Origin of the sequence: Variovorax sp. Root473, from assembly GCF_001426505.1 — a bacterium.
Taxonomy (GTDB): Bacteria; Pseudomonadota; Gammaproteobacteria; order Burkholderiales; family Burkholderiaceae_C; genus Variovorax.
On the sequence record NZ_LMEV01000015.1, the window covers coordinates 15811 to 34630 of the forward strand.

General features: G+C 69.4%; 15 protein-coding genes. 7 read left to right on the top strand and 8 right to left on the bottom strand.

Translation table 11 applies throughout. From position 1 onward, the window contains the following. Window positions 1-1227 carry an ABC transporter substrate-binding protein gene (locus tag ASD34_RS09665; protein WP_082548579.1) on the bottom strand — a complete coding sequence of 409 codons (1227 nt, stop codon included), beginning with the start codon at window positions 1225-1227 and terminating at the stop codon, window positions 1-3. 130 nt (window positions 1228-1357) lie between these two features. Continuing rightward, entirely contained in the window at window positions 1358-2452 is a 1095-nt protein-coding gene (locus tag ASD34_RS09670; RefSeq protein ID WP_056576295.1) for a fumarylacetoacetate hydrolase family protein, read from the bottom strand. 126 nt (window positions 2453-2578) lie between these two features. Here ASD34_RS09670 and ASD34_RS09675 point away from each other — a divergent pair, with 126 nt between their 5' ends. Both ASD34_RS09675 and ASD34_RS09680 read left to right on the top strand, forming a co-directional pair. Continuing rightward, complete coding sequence (locus ASD34_RS09675; RefSeq protein WP_056576298.1) at window positions 2579-3760, top strand: DUF3108 domain-containing protein; 1182 nt, start codon at window positions 2579-2581, stop codon at window positions 3758-3760. A gap of 109 nt (window positions 3761-3869) precedes the next feature. Then, entirely contained in the window at window positions 3870-4151 is a 282-nt protein-coding gene (locus ASD34_RS09680; RefSeq protein ID WP_056577200.1) for a DUF3567 domain-containing protein, read from the top strand. A gap of 73 nt (window positions 4152-4224) precedes the next feature. On the opposite strand, the gene ASD34_RS09685 is transcribed toward ASD34_RS09680, so the two are convergent. Beyond that, complete coding sequence (locus ASD34_RS09685) at window positions 4225-5280, bottom strand: AbrB family transcriptional regulator (protein ID WP_056576301.1); 1056 nt, start codon at window positions 5278-5280, stop codon at window positions 4225-4227. Between the two features lie 64 nt (window positions 5281-5344). Between ASD34_RS09685 and ASD34_RS09690 the strand changes: the two genes are divergently transcribed. Beyond that, entirely contained in the window at window positions 5345-6163 is an 819-nt protein-coding gene (locus tag ASD34_RS09690) for a ChaN family lipoprotein (RefSeq protein ID WP_056576304.1), read from the top strand. On the opposite strand, the gene ASD34_RS09695 is transcribed toward ASD34_RS09690, so the two are convergent. Then, window positions 6147-7481: an aminotransferase class III-fold pyridoxal phosphate-dependent enzyme gene (locus tag ASD34_RS09695; RefSeq protein WP_056576306.1), complete on the bottom strand. Its 1335-nt coding sequence runs from the start codon at window positions 7479-7481 to the stop codon at window positions 6147-6149. The two genes, ASD34_RS09690 and ASD34_RS09695, sit on opposite strands and share 17 nt — an antisense overlap. Window positions 7482-7551: 70 nt before the next feature. On the opposite strand from ASD34_RS09695, the gene purU reads away from it, so the two are divergent. Both purU and ASD34_RS09705 read left to right on the top strand, forming a co-directional pair. After that, window positions 7552-8409, top strand: a complete 858-nt coding sequence (gene purU, locus ASD34_RS09700) for a formyltetrahydrofolate deformylase (protein ID WP_056576309.1) — start codon at window positions 7552-7554, stop codon at window positions 8407-8409. 22 nt (window positions 8410-8431) lie between these two features. Then, complete coding sequence (locus tag ASD34_RS09705; protein ID WP_056576312.1) at window positions 8432-9676, top strand: S1 family peptidase; 1245 nt, start codon at window positions 8432-8434, stop codon at window positions 9674-9676. Between the two features lie 35 nt (window positions 9677-9711). On the opposite strand, the gene ASD34_RS09710 is transcribed toward ASD34_RS09705, so the two are convergent. The 4 genes from ASD34_RS09710 to ASD34_RS09725 form a co-directional block, all read right to left on the bottom strand. Continuing rightward, window positions 9712-10086 (bottom strand): YXWGXW repeat-containing protein, encoded by a 375-nt coding sequence (locus tag ASD34_RS09710; RefSeq protein ID WP_056576316.1) that lies wholly within the window; start codon window positions 10084-10086, stop codon window positions 9712-9714. Between the two features lie 112 nt (window positions 10087-10198). Continuing rightward, the gene (locus ASD34_RS09715; RefSeq protein ID WP_235510022.1) at window positions 10199-11536 is read right to left on the bottom strand and encodes a GDSL-type esterase/lipase family protein; all 1338 of its coding nucleotides are present in this window, start codon (window positions 11534-11536) and stop codon (window positions 10199-10201) included. A gap of 66 nt (window positions 11537-11602) precedes the next feature. Further along, a complete protein-coding gene (locus ASD34_RS09720; RefSeq protein WP_056577207.1) occupies window positions 11603-14902 on the bottom strand; it encodes a carboxyl transferase domain-containing protein in 3300 nt (1099 codons plus the stop codon). 189 nt (window positions 14903-15091) lie between these two features. Next, on the bottom strand, window positions 15092-16726 hold the full coding sequence (locus ASD34_RS09725; protein ID WP_235510023.1) for an AMP-binding protein: 1635 nt from the start codon (window positions 16724-16726) through the stop codon (window positions 15092-15094). 85 nt (window positions 16727-16811) lie between these two features. Here ASD34_RS09725 and ASD34_RS09730 point away from each other — a divergent pair, with 85 nt between their 5' ends. Continuing rightward, the gene (locus tag ASD34_RS09730; RefSeq protein WP_056576319.1) at window positions 16812-17501 is read left to right on the top strand and encodes a TetR/AcrR family transcriptional regulator; all 690 of its coding nucleotides are present in this window, start codon (window positions 16812-16814) and stop codon (window positions 17499-17501) included. 25 nt (window positions 17502-17526) lie between these two features. Beyond that, window positions 17527-18792: a branched-chain amino acid ABC transporter substrate-binding protein gene (locus ASD34_RS09735; RefSeq protein WP_056576322.1), complete on the top strand. Its 1266-nt coding sequence runs from the start codon at window positions 17527-17529 to the stop codon at window positions 18790-18792. Window positions 18793-18820: the final 28 nt, after the last annotated feature.

Consider the following 18820-nt stretch of genomic DNA (forward strand, 5'->3'; position numbering starts at 1 on the left):
TCAGGACTTCGCTGCGGCCACCAGCGGGCACTTGCTCTTGGACAAGGGCTGGAAGGCCTTGTCGCCGGGGATCGAGGACAGCACCGTGTAGTAGTCCCACGGGTACTTCGACTCGGCGGGCTTCTTCACGCTCACCAGGTACATGTCGTGCACCATGCGGCCGTCGGCGCGGATCGTGCCGCCCTGCGCGAAGAAGTCGTTCACCGGCATCGCCTTCATCTCCGCGGCCACGGTGGCGCCGTCGTCGGTGCCCGCGGCCTGCACCGCCTTCAGGTAGTGCGTGACCGCCGAGTAGGCGCCGGCCTGGATCATCGAAGGCATCTTCTTCATGCGCTCGAAGTAGCGCCGCGCCCAGGCCCGCGACTCGGGCGTGCGGTCCCAGTAGAAGCCGGTGGCGAAGGTCATGCCCTGCGCCTGCGCCAGGCCCAGCGCATGCACGTCGTTGATGAACATCAGCATCGGCACCACGCGCTGCTTCGGCGACACGCCGAACTGCCGCGCCGCCTTGACGGCATTGACCGTGTCGCTGGTGGCGTTGGCCAGCGCGATGGTGTCGGCCCCCGAGGCCTGCGCCTGCAGCACGTACGACGAGAAGTCGCTCGCGTTGAGCGGGTGGAACACGCTGCCGATCACCTTGCCCTGCAGCTCGCCGACGAACTCGGTCATGTTGGCGGCCATGGCCTTGCCGAAGGCGTAGTCCACCCCGAGCAGGAACCAGGTCTTGCCGCCCTGGCGGCTCACGCCCTGCGCGGCGCCGTTGGCCAGCGCATAGGTGTCGTAGGTGTAGTGGACCGAGGTCGGCGCGCAGGCTTCGTTGGTGAGCGCCACCGAGGCGCCGCCGGTGTTGATCGACAGCTTCTGCCGCTCGCGCGCCAGGTTGACCACCGACAGCGCGACGGCCGAGTTGTTCATGTCGAAGATGGCATCGACGCCGTCGCGGTCGTACCAGGTGCGCGCCAGCGAGGCGCCGATGTCGGCCTTGTTCTGGTGGTCGCCCCAGACCAGCTCGATGGGCCGCCCGAGCACTTTGCCGCCGAAGTCCTCGATGGCCATGCGCGCGGCCTCGACCGAGCCGCGTCCCGCGGTGTCGGCATACAGGCCCGACATGTCCGACAGCACGCCCACGCGCACCTTGTCGTCGCTGAGCTTCTGGGCGGCGGCCTGCCCGGCCAGCGCCATGCCCATCACCCCCCATGCGCACAGCGCGCGCCCCGCCAGCTTCGGCATGCCCATGGACCTGTCTCCTTGCAGTGAACGGATCGCTGCATCCTAGGCAGCGCCCGCCACGCAGGGTTGGGCTTTGCGGAACGGGGGCTTCCGGCCAGCCGAACGGGGGGAAACCCCGACAGGGCCTGCGTCAGCCTTCGGCGGCGGGTTCCGGCGCGGTGCCGGTGTCGGTTCCGGCCTGCGGCTTGGTGAGCGACACCGGCGCCTCCACCGGCCGCCCCGCGGTCGACACGATCTCCTGGTCGATCGCGCCGAACAGCGAGCGTCCGTCCAGGCCCTTCATCTCGATGCGGATGGTGTCGCCGAACTTCATGAAGTCGGTGGCCGGCGCGCCGTCCTGGATGGTTTCGATGCAGCGCTTCTCGGCAATGCACGAGTAGCCCTTGGGCCATTCCATGCGGCCGTTCTTCTCGACGCCCTTGTTGCTCACGGTGCCGCTGCCCACGATGCTGCCGGCGCGCACGTTGCGGGTCTTGGCGATGTGGGCGATGAGCTGGCCGAAGTGGAAGGTCATCTCGGGACCGGCGTCGCACAGGCCGACCTTGCGGCCGTTCCAACTGCTTTGCAGTGCCAGGTGCACGCGGCCGTCCTGCCAGGCCGCGCCGATCTCGTCGAGCGTGACGGCCACGGGGCTGAAGGCGGTGGCGGGCTTGCTCTGGAAGAAGCCGAAGCCCTTGGCCAGTTCGGCCGGAATGAGGTTGCGCAGGCTCACGTCGTTGGCCAGCATCACGAGCCGGATGCCGTCCAGGGCCTGCTCGGGCGTGGCCCCCATCTTCACGTCGCCGGTGATGACGGCGATCTCGGCCTCGAAGTCGATGCCCATGGCCTCGCTGGGCACGATCACGTCGTCGACGGGGCCCAGGAAGTCGTCGCTGCCGCCCTGGTACATGAGCGGGTCGGTGTAGAAGCTCTCGGGCACCTCGGCGTTGCGCGCCTGGCGCACCAGCTCGACGTGGTTCAGGTAGGCCGAGCCGTCGGCCCACTGGTAGGCGCGCGGCAGCGGCGCCATGCACTGGGCGGGGTCGAACGGAAAGGCGTGGCGCGTACGGCCGTGGTTGAGGGCGTCGTACAGGTCCTGCAGCTGCGGGCTCATGAAGCCCCAGTCGTCCAACACCTGCTGCAGCCGATGGGCGATGCCGGTAGCGTAGTGGGCGAGCGTGAGGTCGCGCGAGACGACGACCAACTGGCCGTCGCGCGAGCCGTCCTTCAGGGTGGCGAGTTTCATGATGCGGGCGTGGGCTGGGGAGCAAGGGCGCGGCGGTGCGCCCCCTCCTACTAAACTGGTTGAACGGGCGGCAGTGTACCGAGTGGTCTTCGTGAACCTCGGCGCCGCGGCCCACTCCACACACCCATGTCGACGCACGTCGCGCCCCCACCGCTGTCCCTCGGCCTGCCCGGACGTCCGTCCTGGCGCGCGCTCGCCGGGCTGACGCTGATCGTGGCGCTGGCGCATCTGCTCGTGCTCGGCCTGGCGCCGATGGCCACGGGGCCGGAGCCCTCGCCGCTGGCCAGCAAATTCATCACCCGCACGATCGTGATCGCGCCGCCCGCGTCGCAGGCGCCCGCCGCACCGGCCGCCGCGCCGGTCGAGGCCAGGCCGCCGCCACCGCCCAAGCCCCGGCGCCCGCGCGAGGCATCCGTGCCCCGGGCCAAGCCGACGCCCAAGCCCGTACCGGACGCGCCAGCACAGACGCCCCCCGAGACCCCCACCGAAACGCCTGACCTGACGGCCCAAGCCGCTACAGATTCAGGAGCAACGGCACCCGAGACACCCGCCAGCGCCCCGGCCGCCGCCGCGGGCAGCACGGCCGGCGGAACGCCGGGCGGCACGGCAGCCGCCGGCAACGAAGCCTCGGGCACCATCGCCGGCACCCAGGCACTGCGGATTCCGGGCTCGGTCACGCTCGATTTCGAAGCCACGGGACAGACCGGCGCCTCGCCGCAGCGCGGCGTGTTCGGCGAGCTGGTCTGGCTGCAGGATGGCAGCCGCTACGACGGGCGGCTGACGCTCAAGGCGGTGTTCTTCACCCTGCTGAACTGGCACAGCACCGGCAAGATCGGCCCCTCGGGCCTGGAACCCGAGCGCTATTCGGAAAGCCGCAAGACCGAGGTTGCCTCGCATTTCGTGCGCGACCAGGGGCAGATCGTCTTCAGCAACAACGCGCCGCCCGTGCCCCTTCAGCCGGGCGCGCAGGACCGCATGAGCGTCATGATGCAACTGGGCGGCCTGCTGGCGGCCAGTCCGGCGCGGTACCCGGCCGGCACCCGGATCTCGATCCAGACCGTGGGCGTGCGCGACGGCGATGTCTGGGTCTTCGTGGTCGGCGACGAGGAGCAGCTGACGCTGCCGGCCGGCGACTACACCGCGCGCAAGCTCACCCGCACGCCCCGCAAGGAATTCGACCGGAAACTGGAACTCTGGCTGGCGCCGAAATACGGCTATTTGCCCGTTCGCATCCGGCAAACCGAGGCAAACGGCGATTTTGCTGACGCCCAATTGCGCAAAGCCCTACCCGAAGCGCCCGCCAACTGAGGCAAAAAGGTTCACATGTCAACGGCACGGCGACAACTGTTCTTGAAACTGGCGCGTTGATTGCTATCTACGTCCCATGAACGCCATCGACATCCTCACAGGGCCCGCCATGAACATGCTTTACGACTCCGAGTCCTTCGTCGTCGTGCACGTGCAGCCGAACGACGGCGACGAGCCGAGCACGAAGCCCAACGGCCCCGTGCTGGAGCGTCACGGGTTCGAGATCGTGGACAAGCGCTCCGGCAAGGAGGTCTACCTCGACGGTTCCTGGGCCGAGCTGTTCCAGCAGCAGATCGCCGCGTGGCAGCTCAACACGCCCACGCAGGAAGAGGTCGAGGACACGCTCGAAGGCTACGCCGAGCTGGCGCACACGCCGGTGCTGGTGCATTGACCAGGCACACGGCCTCGCCCGAACGAAACAAGCGCCCTGCGGGGCGCTTTTTCTTTGCCGATGCCCGCCGCCTTCAGCGCTCGGTCCAGCGGTACATCGGCCCCACGATCAGCAGCACCGCCACCAGCCGGCACACCTGGAAGGCCGTGACCACCGGCACGCCCAGTTGCAGCACCTTGGCGGTGATCGACATCTCGGCGATGCCGCCGGGCGAAGTGCCCAGGATCATCGTGGCCGGATGCAGCCCGGTCGCCCCCGCCAATAACCATGCCGCGCCGGCACACAGCACCAGCATGCCGACCGTGCCCAGCGCCACCGAGCCCAGCCAGCGCGGCGCCGTGTGCAGGAACTCGCGGCTGAAGCGCACGCCCAGGCTCACGGCAATCACCAGCTGCGCGGTGTTCGACAGCCAGCTCGGCACCGCCGACAGCGACTGCCCCGCGACGGTGAAACCCATCGCCACCAGCAGCGGCCCCATGAACCACGGATTCGTGCGGCCCAGCGCCCGCATCGCGAGCCCGCCGACGCCGGTGGCCAGTGCGAGCAGGGCCAGCCCGGCCGGGTTCACCTCGCGCACGCCGGGCGGGTTGATCTCCAGGCCGTGCAAACCGCTCCACTGCATCGCGAACGGGATCGTCACCGTCACCACCATCAGCCGAAGGCTGTGCGCGGCTGCCACCAGGTCGGTGCGCGCGCCGGCCGATTCGGCCAGCAGCGTCATCTCCGAAGCCCCGCCGATGGCGCCTGCGAAGTAAGTCGTGGCTCTCATGGATTTTTCCGGCACATGCGGCATGCGCGCCGCATGCACGCGGTGCAGCCAGCGCCCGAAGGCCCAGCCCAGCAGCAACGCCCAGCCGATGGCCAGCAGAATCGCCCACCACACGCCGGCCACGAGCGTCACCACCTGCGGTGTGAAATACAGGCCCAGCGCCGTGCCGATGGCCCATTGCCCCATGTTGCGCAGCGGCGTGTGGCTCGCCGTCGGCAGGCCTGCGATCGAGGCCAGCGACACCGCGAACAGCGGGCCGATCATCCAGGGCAGCGGGGTGCGCAGCGCGACACACACGAGGGCGGCGGCCAGCGCCAGCAGCAGCGTGGCCAGCACGCGAAGGGGAAAACGAAAGGACACGGGCAGAGAAAGCAGCGGAAAAGGACGACAGCCCGGTGCAGGGCGCCGGGCATAGTATGGCGGGATGCCTCCTCGCCCTTCCCGTGCTCCCCGGTTCCTCGCGCCCCTGGTCGCCGCCGCCCTGCTCGCCGGCTGCGCCGCGCTGTCCGCCGAGGCACCCGTCGCGCGCCGGGTCGCGGGGCTGCTGCCGGCCGATGCCCTGCTGCTCGGCGAACAGCACGACGCCCCCGAACACCACGCGCTCGAACGCGAGACCGTACAGGCCCTGGCCGAACGCGGCCAGCTCGCCGCGCTGGCGCTCGAAATGGCCGAGGAAGGCCGCAGCAGCGCCCGCCTGCCCGCCACCGCGACCGAAGCCCAGGTGCGGACGGCCCTCGGCTGGAACGACAAGGCCTGGCCCTGGAAGCACTACGGCCCCAGCGTGATGGCGGCCGTGCACGCCGGCGTGCCCGTGGTCGGCGCCAACCTGCCGCGTGCGCGCATGAAGGACGCGATGGCCGACGTGTCGCTGGACGTGCAGCTCAATGGCGAGGCCTACGCCATGCAGCAGGAAGCCGTGCGCGAAGGCCATTGCAAGCTGCTGCCCGAATCGCAGATCGGCCCCATGACGCGCATCCAGGTCGGACGCGACCGCGCCATGGCGCAGGCGGTGGTGAAGGCGCGCCAGCCGGGCAAGACCGTGCTGCTGATCGCAGGCGCCGGCCACGTCACCAAGGTGCTGGGCGTGCCGCAGCACCTGCCGACGGACGTGTCGGTGAAGACCGTCCGCCTGCAGGCCGGCGGCCCGGCCGAGGACGACACCGCCGCCTACGACGCCACCTGGCGCACGCCGGCGCTGCCGCCGGTGGACTACTGCGCGGGCGTGCTCAAGCGAACTTCTTGATCGAATCCGCCAGCGTGTTGACCAGCGTGTCGATGTGCTGCTTCTCGACGATGTAGGGCGGCGCGATCACGAGCACGTCGCCCGCGGCACGCACCAGCGCGCCCTTGTGGAAGCAGTCGAGGAAGACGTCGTACGCCCGCTTGCCCGGTGAGCCGGCGATGGGTGCCAGTTCCACCGCCGCCGCCAGGCCCAGGCTGCGGATGCCGATCACGTTCGGCAGGCCCTTGAAGGTGCTGTGGAAGGCATCGCCCAGCACCTTGCCCATTTCGCCGGCGCGTGCGAACAGGTTTTCTTCCTTGTAGAGATCGAGCGTGGCCACCGCCGCGGCGCAGGCCACCGGGTGGCCCGAATAGGTGTAGCCGTGGAAGAACTCGACCACGTGCTCGGGCGCGTCGGTCTTCATCATGGCGTCGTAGAGCTTGTCGCGGCAGATCACGCCGCCCAGCGGAATCACGCCGTTGGTCACGCACTTGGCGAAGTTCAGCATGTCGGGCACCACGCCGAAATAGTCCGACGCGAAGTTGGTGCCCATGCGCCCGAAGCCGGTGATGACCTCGTCGAAGATCAGCAGGATGCCGTGCTTGTCGCAGATTTCGCGCAGGCGCTTCAGGTAGCCCTGCGGTCCCAGGTACCAGCCGGCCGAGCCCGCCACGGGCTCCACGATGATCGCGGCGATGTTGCTCGGGTCGTGCAGCGGCAGGATGCGCGTCTCGAGTTCGACCAGCGGGTCTTCGGCCCACACCGGTTCCTGGTTGTGGATGTAGGCGTGGTTCACCGGGTCGTGGATGAAGCGCATGTGGTCCACGCGCGGCAGGAAGGCCGAGCCGAACACCTTGCGGTTGCCCGGAATGCCGCCCACCGACATGCCGCCGAAGCCCACGCCGTGGTAGCCTTTCTCGCGGCCAATGAACACGTTGCGGTGACCCTCGCCGCGCGCGCGGTGGTAGGCCAGCGCCACCTTCATCGAGGTGTCGGCGGCCTCGGAGCCCGAGTTGCAGAACAGCACCTTGTTCAGGTCGCCCGGGGCCAGCGCGGCGATCATCTCGGCCGCCTTGAAGGCCTTGTCGTTGCTGACCTGGAAAGCGGTGGCGTAGTCCAGCGTGTCCAGCTGCTTCTTGATCGCCTCGTTGATCGGCTTGCGGTTGTGGCCCGCGCCCACGCACCACAGCGACGAGATGCCGTCGATCACCTGCTTGCCGTCGTGCGTGGTGAACGTCATGCCGTCGGCTGCCACGAAGACCCGCGGGTCTTTCCTGAAATGGCGGTTGGGCGTGAAGGGCAACCACTGGTTGTCCATGTTGAAGTCCTGGAAGGCCATGTCTCGCTCCTGCGGTTATGTGGGGAGGGAAAATCGCGATTCTGGCACCCCTGCCACAATCCTGCCCCTGATGACGACCACTACGCCCGCCTACATCCTGAACCTCTCCTGTCCCGACCGGACGGGCATCGTGCACGCCGTTTCGGGCTTCCTGCTCGAGCGCGGCGCCAACATCGAAGAGGCCGCCCAATACAACGACCACGGCACCGGCCTGTTCTTCATGCGCGTGCGCTTCGCCTGCGGCGCGCACAGCGAAGCCGTGCTGCGCGAGGAGCTGAAGACCTTCGCCACCGGCTTCGGCATGAGCCTGCAGCTGCACGCCGCCGCCGAGCCGATGAAGACCGTGATCCTGGTCAGCAAGGAAGGCCACTGCCTGAACGACCTGCTGTTCCGCTGGAAGAGCGGCCTGCTGTCGATCGACGTGCGCGCCATCATCTCGAACCACCGCGACTTCTACCAGCTGGCCGCCAGCTACAACGTGCCCTTCCACCACATCCCGGTGACGGGTGCGACCAAGGCGCAGGCCGAGGCCAGGCAGCTGGAGATCATCGAGGCCGAGGGCGCCGAACTCGTGGTGCTCGCGCGCTACATGCAGATTTTGAGCAACGACCTGTGCAAGAGCCTGGCCGGCCGCGCGATCAACATCCACCACTCGTTCCTGCCCAGCTTCAAGGGCGCCAAGCCTTACTACCAGGCGCACGACCGCGGCGTGAAGCTGATCGGTGCCACCGCCCACTACGTCACGGCCGACCTCGACGAAGGCCCGATCATCGAGCAGGACGTGGCCCGCGCCGACCACACCGACACGGTCGAAGACCTCACGGCCCGTGGTCGCGACACCGAAAGCCAGGTGCTGGCGCGCGCCGTGAAATGGCACAGCGAACACCGCGTGCTGCTGAACGGGCACCGCACGGTCGTCTTCCGCTAACCCACGCCATCGCCGCTCCCATATGCGCCTGCAGCTCCCGCTTTTTGCCCTCGCTGCCGCTCTGGCAGCGCCCGCCACCTTCGCCCAGGACGCACGCGTCAGCAGCGCCCCGCTGGCGCCCGACGTGCTGTTCGCGCGCGTCTCGCCCAGCGTCTGGGTGGTCCAGGCCAGCGACGCCCAGGGCAAGCTCCTGGCGACCGGCAGCGCGGTCGCGACCGGCCCGGGCACGGCCGTCACCAGCTGCAAGCTGCTGGCCAGGGCGAGCGCCGTGGTGCTGCGCCGCGACAACGTGAGCTACGGCGCGGTGCTGGAACTGCCCGACGTCGAACGCGACCTGTGCCAGCTGCGCATCGCGAACCTCGTGTCGCCGACGCTGGGCGTCGTGCCCGCGGACGCACTGCAGGTCGGCGCCCCGCTGTACGTGATCGGATCGCCGCGCGGCCGTGAACTGACGCTCGGCGTGTCCCTGCTCGGCGGCGTGCGCCGCAATGCCGCAGGCGCGCTTGAATCGCTGCAGCTGGCCACGCCGACCGAAGCAGGCCTGGCCGGTGCCGGCCTGTTCGATGCACAAGGTCGCCTGGTGGGCCTGGTCGGCGGCTCGGCCCCGGCGACCCTCGCGCTGCCGGCCACGTGGATCGCGGAACTGCCGACGCGCGGGCAACGCGCCCTCGAGCGCCTGGCGGCACAGCCCGCGTCGACCTCGCTGCTGCGCCCGACCATCGTGGAGTACCGACTGCACGACCGCCTCACCAACACGTCCCGCAAGGTGATCTACCGCGCCGACGCGGCCACCACCACCGACGACCGCCTCAGCTTCAACAACGGCGGCTATGTCGAGAAGCCCGGCGGCGAAGTCGTCAGCGTCACGACGGCCGTGGCCGGCGAGTTCGACGGTGCGATGCCGCCCGGCGGCTGGGCCCGGCCGAGCCTGCAACCCGATGCGCCGTGGGCCTCGGAATACGACGCCACCATGGGCGGCACACGGATCAAGATGGACCTGCGCGCCACCGTGGTGGACGACGACGGCGACACGCTGCCGGTCAACGGCCGCGACGTGAAGGTGGTGAAGATCAACTACCGGGGCTACACCCAGCGCTATGCCAACGCGGGCGCCGTGGGCGGCAACCAGTACGGAACCTACCGCGCCAGCGTGTGGTTCTCGCCGGAGTTGGGCCGCGTCGTCCGCTTCGACGTGCAGACGCGCGGCGGCGCGAGCGGCGGCGCGTTCCAGGTCAGCGAAGTGCTCGATCTGGTGAGCATTCGCTGACCGGGCAGCGCGCCGCGCGCGCTATCCGTTATCGATCAATTGCGGTACGGGTTGTTCGGACGCCGGTCGTGGCGGTTCGGTACGCCGTCGCCGTCACGGTCCCAGCGGCCGCGGTTGTACTCCCAGCGGCCATTGTTCTCGCGCCATTGCGGCGGACGGTAGGCATAGCCCGGGCGGGCGCGCACGTACATGCCGCGCACCCACACATGGCGACCGCCCCGCCACTCATAGTGACCCGGCGACCACACGTAGCCGCGGCGCGGCGGCGGCACGCGCTCATAGCGCGGTGGGGGCGGCGGCCCCTGGATGGTGATCACCGCCTGCGCCTGCGCGGCCGTGGGAACGGTCAGGGCGCCCACGGACAGCAACGAGGCGGCACCGATGGAAAGAGCGACTGCGAGTGTTTTCATGAGAAAGCCCCATGGTTGTTGGAGGAGCTTTCATGCTGCCGGCGCCGTGTGAAGCGCCTGTAAGCGGCGCGCGAAATCTTGTGTAGAGCTGTTTCGCGACAGCGCGCGTGCTTTATTCCTGCAGTTCGCGCAGGTCGATGGCCGCGGCCATGGCCGCGTGGCCCGCGCGGTTGGGATGCAGGTGATCGCCGCTGTCGAACGTCGGATTCAGCTGACGCGGCACCGCGGGGTCGCGCAGCACCGCATCGAAGTCGACCACGCCGTCGACATCCTGGCGGCTGCGCACCCAGCGGTTCACGGCTTCGCGCATTGCCTCGTTGGCCTCGGTGCCGTAGGGCGAGTTGCCAAAGGGCGGCACGGTGCCCAGCAGCACCTTCACGCCCTTGGCGCGCGCCTGCTTCACCAGCTGCCCGAGGCCGCCGGTGATGCGCTCGGCCGTGGGCGCTTCGTGCGGTGCCACCTCGACGCCGGGCAGCCCGCCGAACGCGGCGCGGCCGATGTCGTTGGTGCCCAGCAGCACGATGGCGTGCGTCACGCCGCTCTGGCCGAGCACGTCGCGCGCGAAGCGCGACAGCCCATTGGGCCCGATGCTGTCCACCAGCAGGCGATTGCCGCCGATGCCGGCGTTGATCACCGACACCTCGTGTGCGGCCTGCGGGCTGTCGCGCAGGCGCGTGGCGAGCATGTCGGGGTAGGCGCCGGTGCCCGACTCGCCGCCGCCCGCGGTGATCGAATCGCCGAACGCGACCACGGTGCGCACGGGCTGCGCGGTGAGCACGTCGAGCCCGGTCACGATGTGGTTCATGGGCAGGGACGCGGCCTTCGGCAGCTTGGGTGCCATGACCGCGTTGCCCTTGGCCAGCCAACCGCCGCCAGCGCCCATCAGGTACATCGTGGCAAATGGCGTGGTGCGGTCCAGGTACAGGCTGACCGCCACCGACTGCCCGGCCTCGACCTTCAGCGCCACGCCGTCGCTCCAGGCCTCGGCGCCCGGCGCGATGGTGGCGGTGGTGCGCCCGCCGAAGCGCAAGGTGCGCAGCGAGGCCGGCGAGACGGCGTCCGTCCCCGTGCTCAGTGCCACGCTCGCCGCGGCGATGCGCAGCGGCGTCTTGCCGAAACGATTCGAGAAACGGATACGCACGCGCTCACCGTCGAGCGAGGGCTGCAGCACCTGGCGCAGCGTCTGCGCATGGAACGCGCGCATGTTCGGCGCACCGCCCATCGACGCCATGAAGGGGTTCGAAGCCAGCTCGCGGAAGTCGAGTGCCGCCACGGCCCAGCCCGCCACCCAGCGCGCCTCGGCCGGCTGGCGCGCCGCCTGCTCGGCCTGCCTCGCCCACACCGCCTGCACGCCCACGAGCAGCACCGCAAGGCCGAGAACGACCATCCAGTGTGCAGGGGAGAAGGCGGCGTCGCGCAGAACGGCGCGCCAGCGGGCAAAGAGGTTCATGCGTGCAAAAGCGGCCCAGTGTACGGAGCCGCCTTGCCCGCGCAGGTGACGAGGTCTAAGTCTGCGTTACCAAGTGTCGACGTACGCTGAGACTGCTTCCGCCGGCCGCGTGGCCGAGGCCAGGCCGCGCACCAGCCAGGTGCGCGTGTCGGCCGGATCGATCACCGCATCGATCTCCAGCGTCTGCGCCATGTGGATCGCCTCGCCGTTCGCGTACTGCTGCGCCACCAGCTGCTTGAAGAGCGCATCGCGTTCCGCGCCCTCGGGCACGGCCGCGAGCTCCTTGCGAAAGCCCAGCCGCACCGCGCCTTCCAGGCCCATCGCGCCGAACTCGCCGGTGGGCCAGGCCACGGTGAACACGGGCGCATCGAAGCCGCCAGCCGTCATGGCCTGCGCGCCCAGGCCGTAGCCCTTGCGCAGCACCACCGCGAAGAAAGGCACGCGCAGATGCGAGGCCACCATGAACATGCGGCACACGTGGCGCACCTGCGCCTGCGCCTCGACCTCGGGCCCGACCATGAAGCCGGGCGTGTCGCACAACGACACGATCGGTAACCCATGGGCATTGCACAGTTGCATGAAACGCGCGGATTTGTCGGCCGCCTCCACGTCGATCGCGCCGCCCAGGTGGTGCGGGTTGTTCGCCATGAGGCCGACCGGCTTGCCCTCGATGCGCGCCAGCGCCGTGACGATGCCCGCACCGAAGCCCGCACGCAGTTCGAGCAGCGAGCCCGTGTCGGCCACGCCGCGCATCGCGGCGCGCACGTCGTACACGCGCAACCGGTTCTCGGGCACCACGTGGCGCAGCGTGCGCGGGTCGGCGCATTGCCAGTCGCTCACCGAGCCCTGGAAGTACGACAGGTACTGCTTGGCCGCGGCGACTGCAGCAGCTTCGTCTTCCACCAGGATGTCGATCACGCCGTTGCGCGACTGCACGCTGCTCGGCCCGATCTGCTCGGGCGCGAAAGTGCCCAGGCCGCCGCCTTCGATCATCGCGGGGCCGCTCATGCCGATGTTGCTGCCCTTGGTGGCAATGATCACGTCGGCGCAGCCCAGCAGCGCCGCGTTGCCCGCGAAGCAGCGCCCGTGCACGATGCCGACCACAGGCACCTTGCCCGACAGCGCTGCAAACTGGCTGAAGGTGTGGTTGTTCAGGCCTGCGACGATCGGCATGTCGGTGTCGCCCGGCCGCCCGCCGCCGCCTTCCGCGAACAGCACGACCGGCAGCTTGAGCTGGTGCGCCACCGCGAGCAGCCGGTCGGTCTTGTGGTGGTTGCGCATGCCCTGCGTGCCGGCCAGCACCGTGTAGTCGTAGGCGAGCACGGCGCAGCGCGACTTCTCCGGACCAAACTGCTTCGCGTTGATGCTGCCCAGGCCGGTCACCATGCCGTCGGCCGGCGTGTTGGCGACGAGGTCTTCGAGCGAGCGACGGCGCGTCTGCGCGGCGATGGCGAGCGCGCCGTACTCGATGAAGCTGCCCGGGTCCTCGGCCGTGTCGCACAGATCGGCGATGTTCTCGCGCGCGGTGCGACCGCCCTGCGCATGCCGCTTGTCGACGGCCGCCTTGCGGTTCGCGTCGAGCGTGGGCGCATGGCGGTCGATGACCTTCTGCAGGTCGGGGCGGACCGCGTCGAGGTCGTGCGCGATGCCCGCCTGCGCCTGGACGCCCTGCGCATCGACGGCCTCCAGCCGCACCAGCGACTGACCTTCGACAAGGTAGTCGCCGGGCGCGGCCAGCAGCGCGAGCACGCGGCCGGCCACGGGCGCGTGCAGCAGGTGTTCCATCTTCATGGCTTCGAGCACGCCGAGCTGCGCGCCGGCGGGCAGCTCGTCGCCCACTGCGACCTCGAACTGCACCAGCTTCGCGGGCATCGGTGCCTTGACGGTGAGGCCGTCGTCTTCGTCCTCTTCTGGCGCGGCCTGCGCGCCGGAGGCGACGGGCGCGGTCACCTTCTTGGTGTGCTTTTCAAACGCCTTCGCCTCCGCGAGCAGATCGCCCAGGTGCGCTTCCACGAAGCGCGTGTGCACCGCCTGCGTGGCGAACTCGGGCCGCGCGGCAATGGCGCACAGCAGCGGCAGGTTGGTGGCGATGCCGTCGATGTGGCATTCGTCGAGTGCGCGCAGCGAGCGGCGCAGCGCATCCGCGAAACGCGACGACGGTGAATGCACGATGAGCTTGGCCAGCAGCGTGTCGTAGTGCGGCGAGGGCGCCAGGCCCGCGTAGCCGTGCGTGTCGACGCGCACGCCGGGGCCGGCCGGCAGGTCGAAGCGCGCGAGCGTGCCGCCCGCGGGGCGCGCATTGCCTTGCGCATCGAGCGTCTCGGCGTTGATGCGCCACTGCACCGCGAAGCCGCGCTGTGGCGCCGTGCGGTCGGCCTCCACGCCGAGCGCGCCCAGCGTGTCGCCCGAGGCGACGGCGATCTGCAGCTGCACGAGGTCCAGCCCCGTCACCGCTTCGGTCACCGTGTGCTCGACCTGCAGGCGCGGGTTCGCTTCAATGAAGACGAAAGGCAAGGTGGCCGATGCGGCATCGACCAGGAATTCAAAGGTGCCGAGCCCGCGATAGCCCACGGCCTTGGCCATGCGCAACGCCGCCTGCGTGACCTGCGCGCGCAATGGTTCGGGCAGCGAGGGGCTGGGCGCGATTTCCACCAGCTTCTGGAAGCGGCGCTGCAGCGTGCACTCGCGCTCGCCGAGGCTGGCCACGGCGCTGCCGTCGCCGAGCACCTGCACCTCGATGTGCCGCGCGTTGCGCATCAGGCGCTCGACGTACACGCCCTCGATGCCGAACGCGGCCTTGGCTTCGGACATGCAGCGCGCGTGCGCCTCGGGCAGCTCGTCGGCCGTGAGCACGGCGCGCATGCCGCGCCCACCGCCACCGCCGATGGCTTTCACCATCACGCCCGCGCCCTGCGCGTGCTGCTCGGCGAAGAAGGCCTGGGCCTGCGCGAGCGTCACCGCGCCCGTGCTGCCGGGCATCACGGGCACATCGCATTGCGCGGCCAGCTCGCGGGCGCGGGCCTTATCGCCGAACAGGCCCAGCTGCTCGGGTGTCGGGCCGATGAAGACCAGGCCCGCATCGGCGCAGGCCTGTGCGAAGTCGGCGCGCTCGCTGAGGAAGCCGTAGCCGGGATGCACCGCATCGCAGCCTTGCGCCTTCGCCACGGCGATCAACGCGGCCACGTCGAGGTAGGCCGAAGGGCCGGTCGCGTCGAGCGCCACCGCCACGTCGGCCAGTTGCACATGCAGCGCAGCGGCATCGTCGCGCGCATGCACCGCCACGCTGGCGATGCCCAGGTCGCGCAGCGCGCGCACCAGCCGCACGGCGATCTCGCCGCGGTTGGCTATCAGAACTTTGGAAAACACGGAAGAAATCCTTTCGAAGCCGTCGCGGTGCTCAAGGCACATCAAACCGCGCGGATTGCATGAGTCCAAGGGCCCGCTACTGCGAGGCCCGTTCGGGGGCACCCGCGGAACCGGCTTTGCCGGGCCGCTGGGTGCGCCCCCTTGAGGGGGTGTCTGAGCCACACGAAGTGGGCGAGGCTGGGGGAGGGCTCATTTCAGCAGGCGGCGCAGCACCTTGCCCGCGCCCGTGGTGGGCAACGCATCGATGAAGCTCACGGTGCGCGGCGCCTTGTAGCTCGCCATGTTCTCGCGCGCCCAGGCCACGAGTGCGTCGGCCTCCAGCGCGGCGCCGGGCTTGCGCACGATGAAGGCCTTCACGACCTCGCCCTTCTCGGGATCGGGCTGCGCAACGACCGCCGCCTGCGCCACCGCCGGATGCTTGATGAGGATGGTCTCGACCTCCTCGGGGAACACGCTGTAGCCCGAGACCTTGATCATCTCCTTGAAGCGGCCGATGAAGGTGAGGTAGCCGTCGGCGTCGAGCTTGCCCATGTCGCCCGTGTGCACCCAGCCGTTGCGCAGGGTGGCAGCCGTGGCCTCGGGCTTGTTCCAGTAACCCTTGAACGAGCCGGCGCTGGTGAGCACGATCTCGCCGACCTCGCCCACGGGCATGTCGGCCTGCGTCTCGGTGTCGATGATGCGGATGGTCACGCCCGGCACCGGCACGCCCTGCGTGCCCCAGCGCGGCGCTTCGTGCGGCGTGTAGGTGTCGCAGGTGTGGGTTTCGCTCAGGCCGTAGGCGGCCTCGAACGAGCTGCAGTGGTTGGCGTGCGAGCGCCACTGCGCCGCGAGCGACTCGGTGAAGGCGATGCCGAAGCTGGTCACCGGGTTCATCTTCAGGCTCGACAGGTCGAAGCGGGCGATGTCGGGCACCTGCATGCAGGCCACGTTCATCGGCGCGATGCTGTACCACCAGCTGACGTTGTAGCGATCGATGGCCTGCAGCGCGGTGCGCGGGTCGAAGCGGTGCATCAGCACCGAGGCGGCGCCGCTGAGCACGGGCACGTTGACGCCCATCAGCATGCCGGCGATGTGATACAGCGGCGCGATCGACAGCAGCACGTCGTCGGGGCCCACGCCGTTGCAATCGGCCGCAGCGCGCGTCTTGTAGAGCGCGTTGCCGTAGCTGAGCATCGCGCCCTTGGGCAGGCCGGTGGTGCCCGAGGTGTAGGTCATGAGCGCGATGTCGTCCATGTCGATGGCGACGGGCTGCGGCGTGGCGACGGCCTTCATCACGGCGAAGAAGTCTTCGCAGCCGTCGGGCACGCTGCGTTCGGCCATGCGCTCGGCGGCGAGTTCGGCCGGCAGGTCGAGCGTGGGCTCGGCGGGCAGCAGGTCGGCATAGTGCACCACGAACACATGCGCAAGTGCGCTCTCGGCCTGCACCTTGCGCACCACCGGCATGAGCGGCGCGGCCGCGACGATCACGCGCGCCTTCAGGTCGTTGACCTGGTAGGCCAGCTCGTGCTCCTTGTTGAGCGGCCCGCTCGGGCAGACGATGGCACCGATCTTCTGGATGCCGAAGTGGGCCACCAGGTACTGCGGGCAGTTGTTGAGGAACAGCACCACGGGCTCGCCCTTGGCCACGCCCAGGGCCTGCAGGCGTGCGGCGAAGGCGTCGCTCGCGCGGTCGAGCTCGGCCCAGCTCAGCGCCTGACCGTACCAGAGGCAGGCGGTGGCGTCGCCGCGCGTGCGTGCGTGGTCGCGCAGGTAGGCGTGCAGCGGCTGCTGCACGCGCGGCGGCAGTTCCTTCAGGCGTTGCGGGGTGGCGGGCGTTGTCTCCATGGCGTCACTTTCTCAGGGTTATCGATAGCCGCCTGCACAAGGCCGGCGCTTGCCAATGCGGCATCGTGCACGAACAATCCTACCCATGGGTATAACTTCCGCGACACCGAACAAACCCTCTGCCACGCACACGGCGCTCGCCGCGCAGCCGCACCTGCCGCAGGGCACGGGCCGCCAGCGCGCCGCCACGCAGGGCACCGACCTGCAGCGCGAGCGCATCCTGCAGGCCGCGGCGCAGCTGTTCGCGGCGCAGGGCTACGCCAACACGACCATGGCGCAGATCGTGCGCGAGCTGGGCGTGACCAAGCCCTTCGTGTACTACTACTTCCGCGACAAGCAGGAGATCTTCGAAACGCTGTCGTGGCGCCCCGCGGTCGACTGCTTCACCGCGCTCGACTTCGCCGCCACCGATCCGCGCCGCGCGAGCCAGAAGGTGATGCAAGGCATCGAGGGGCTGATCCGCGCCACCATCGCGCACCACCCGGTGGCCTTCTTCGCCTACCGCGAGCCGCAGGTGTACCGGCCCGAGTACCTCGAGGCGCAGAAGAAGCTCGCGCACCACTTCTACGACCTGCTGTGCCCGCTGCTCGAAGAAGCCCGGCGCGACGGCGACCTCGACTTCGACGAGACCAAGATCACCGCGCTCGCGGCCTGCAGCCTGCCGGGCTTTCTCTACAGCTGGTACCGCCCCAACGGGCGCCTCTCGCCCGACGAGGTGGTGGCGCAGCTCACGAAGCTGGCCAGCCGCGTGATCGGGCTGCGCGCGAAGAACTGATTCACACACCCTCCGGAGACACTTCATGAAGCTCACGCATGCGCCTTTGGCGCGGATCGCCCTTGCCTCTTTGCTTGCCATCGCCGGCACGGCGGCACAGGCGCAGGCCCCGCAGCCGACCTACAAGATCGCCTACATCGATCCGCTGTCGGGGCCCTTTGCCAACGTGGGCGAACTGATGCTGATGCACACGCAGTACGCCATCGAGGACATCAACGCCAAGGGCGGCGTTCTCGGCGGCACGAAACTGCAGCTGCTGCAGTTCGACAGCAAGCTCTCGGCACAGGAAAGCCAGAGCGCGCTGCAGGCGGCCATCGACCAGGGCGCCAAGGCCATCGTCACGGGCGGCTCGGGCTCGTCGGTGGTGACGGCGCTGGTGCTGGCCGTGGCGCGCTGGAACCAGCGCAACCCGGGCAAGGAACTCATCGTGCTGAACCACTCGTCGATCGACCCCGAGATGACCGGCAAGGGCTGCAGCTTCTGGCACTTCCAGACCGAGGCCAACACGGCGATGAAGATGAAGGCACTGGCCAACTACATCAAGAAGACGCCCGACGTGAAGAAGGTCTACCTGCTCAACCAGGACTACGCCCACGGCAAGCAGTGGGCCAGCTACGGCCGCCAGCTGGTGGGCCTGGCGCGCCCCGACATCCAGTTCGTCGGCGAAACGCTGCACCCGATCGGCCGCGTGAAAGACTTCGCGCCCTATATCGCCAACATCAGGCAAAGCGGCGCCGACTCGGTCATCACCGGCAACTGGGGCCAGGACATGACGCTGCTGCAGAAGTCCGCGGGCGACGCCGGCTACAACCTGCGTTACTTCAACCACAGCGCGGGCTCGGTGCCTGGCACCGTCACCGCCGTGTCGCAGGCCAGGACGGGGCAGCTGACGTGGGTGGCCGAATGGCATCCGGGCCAGGCCGACACGCCGAAGGTCGATGCGCTCGCCAAGGCCTACAAGGCCAAGACCGGCAAGGACTTCCTCGCGCCGCGCATCGACCTCACGCCGCGCCTGCTGGCCGCTGCGATCGCCAAGGCCGGCAGCGTCGACACCGTGAAGGTGGCGCGCGCCCTCGAAGACCTGAGCTTCGACTCGGTGGTGGGCCCGGTGCGCATGCGCGGCGAAGACCACCAGCTGCTGCTGCCGCAGGTGGTGAACACCATTGCTCCCGTGGACGGCAAGGCGGTGAAGGTGGGCTGGGAAGGCACCAACTACGGCTTCCGCACCGATGCGGTCTATACCGGGAACGAGCTGGCGCAAGGCACCGACTGCAAGATGGTCCGGCCCTGAGCGCTTTTGGGGGCCCGGCCCGGCGCAC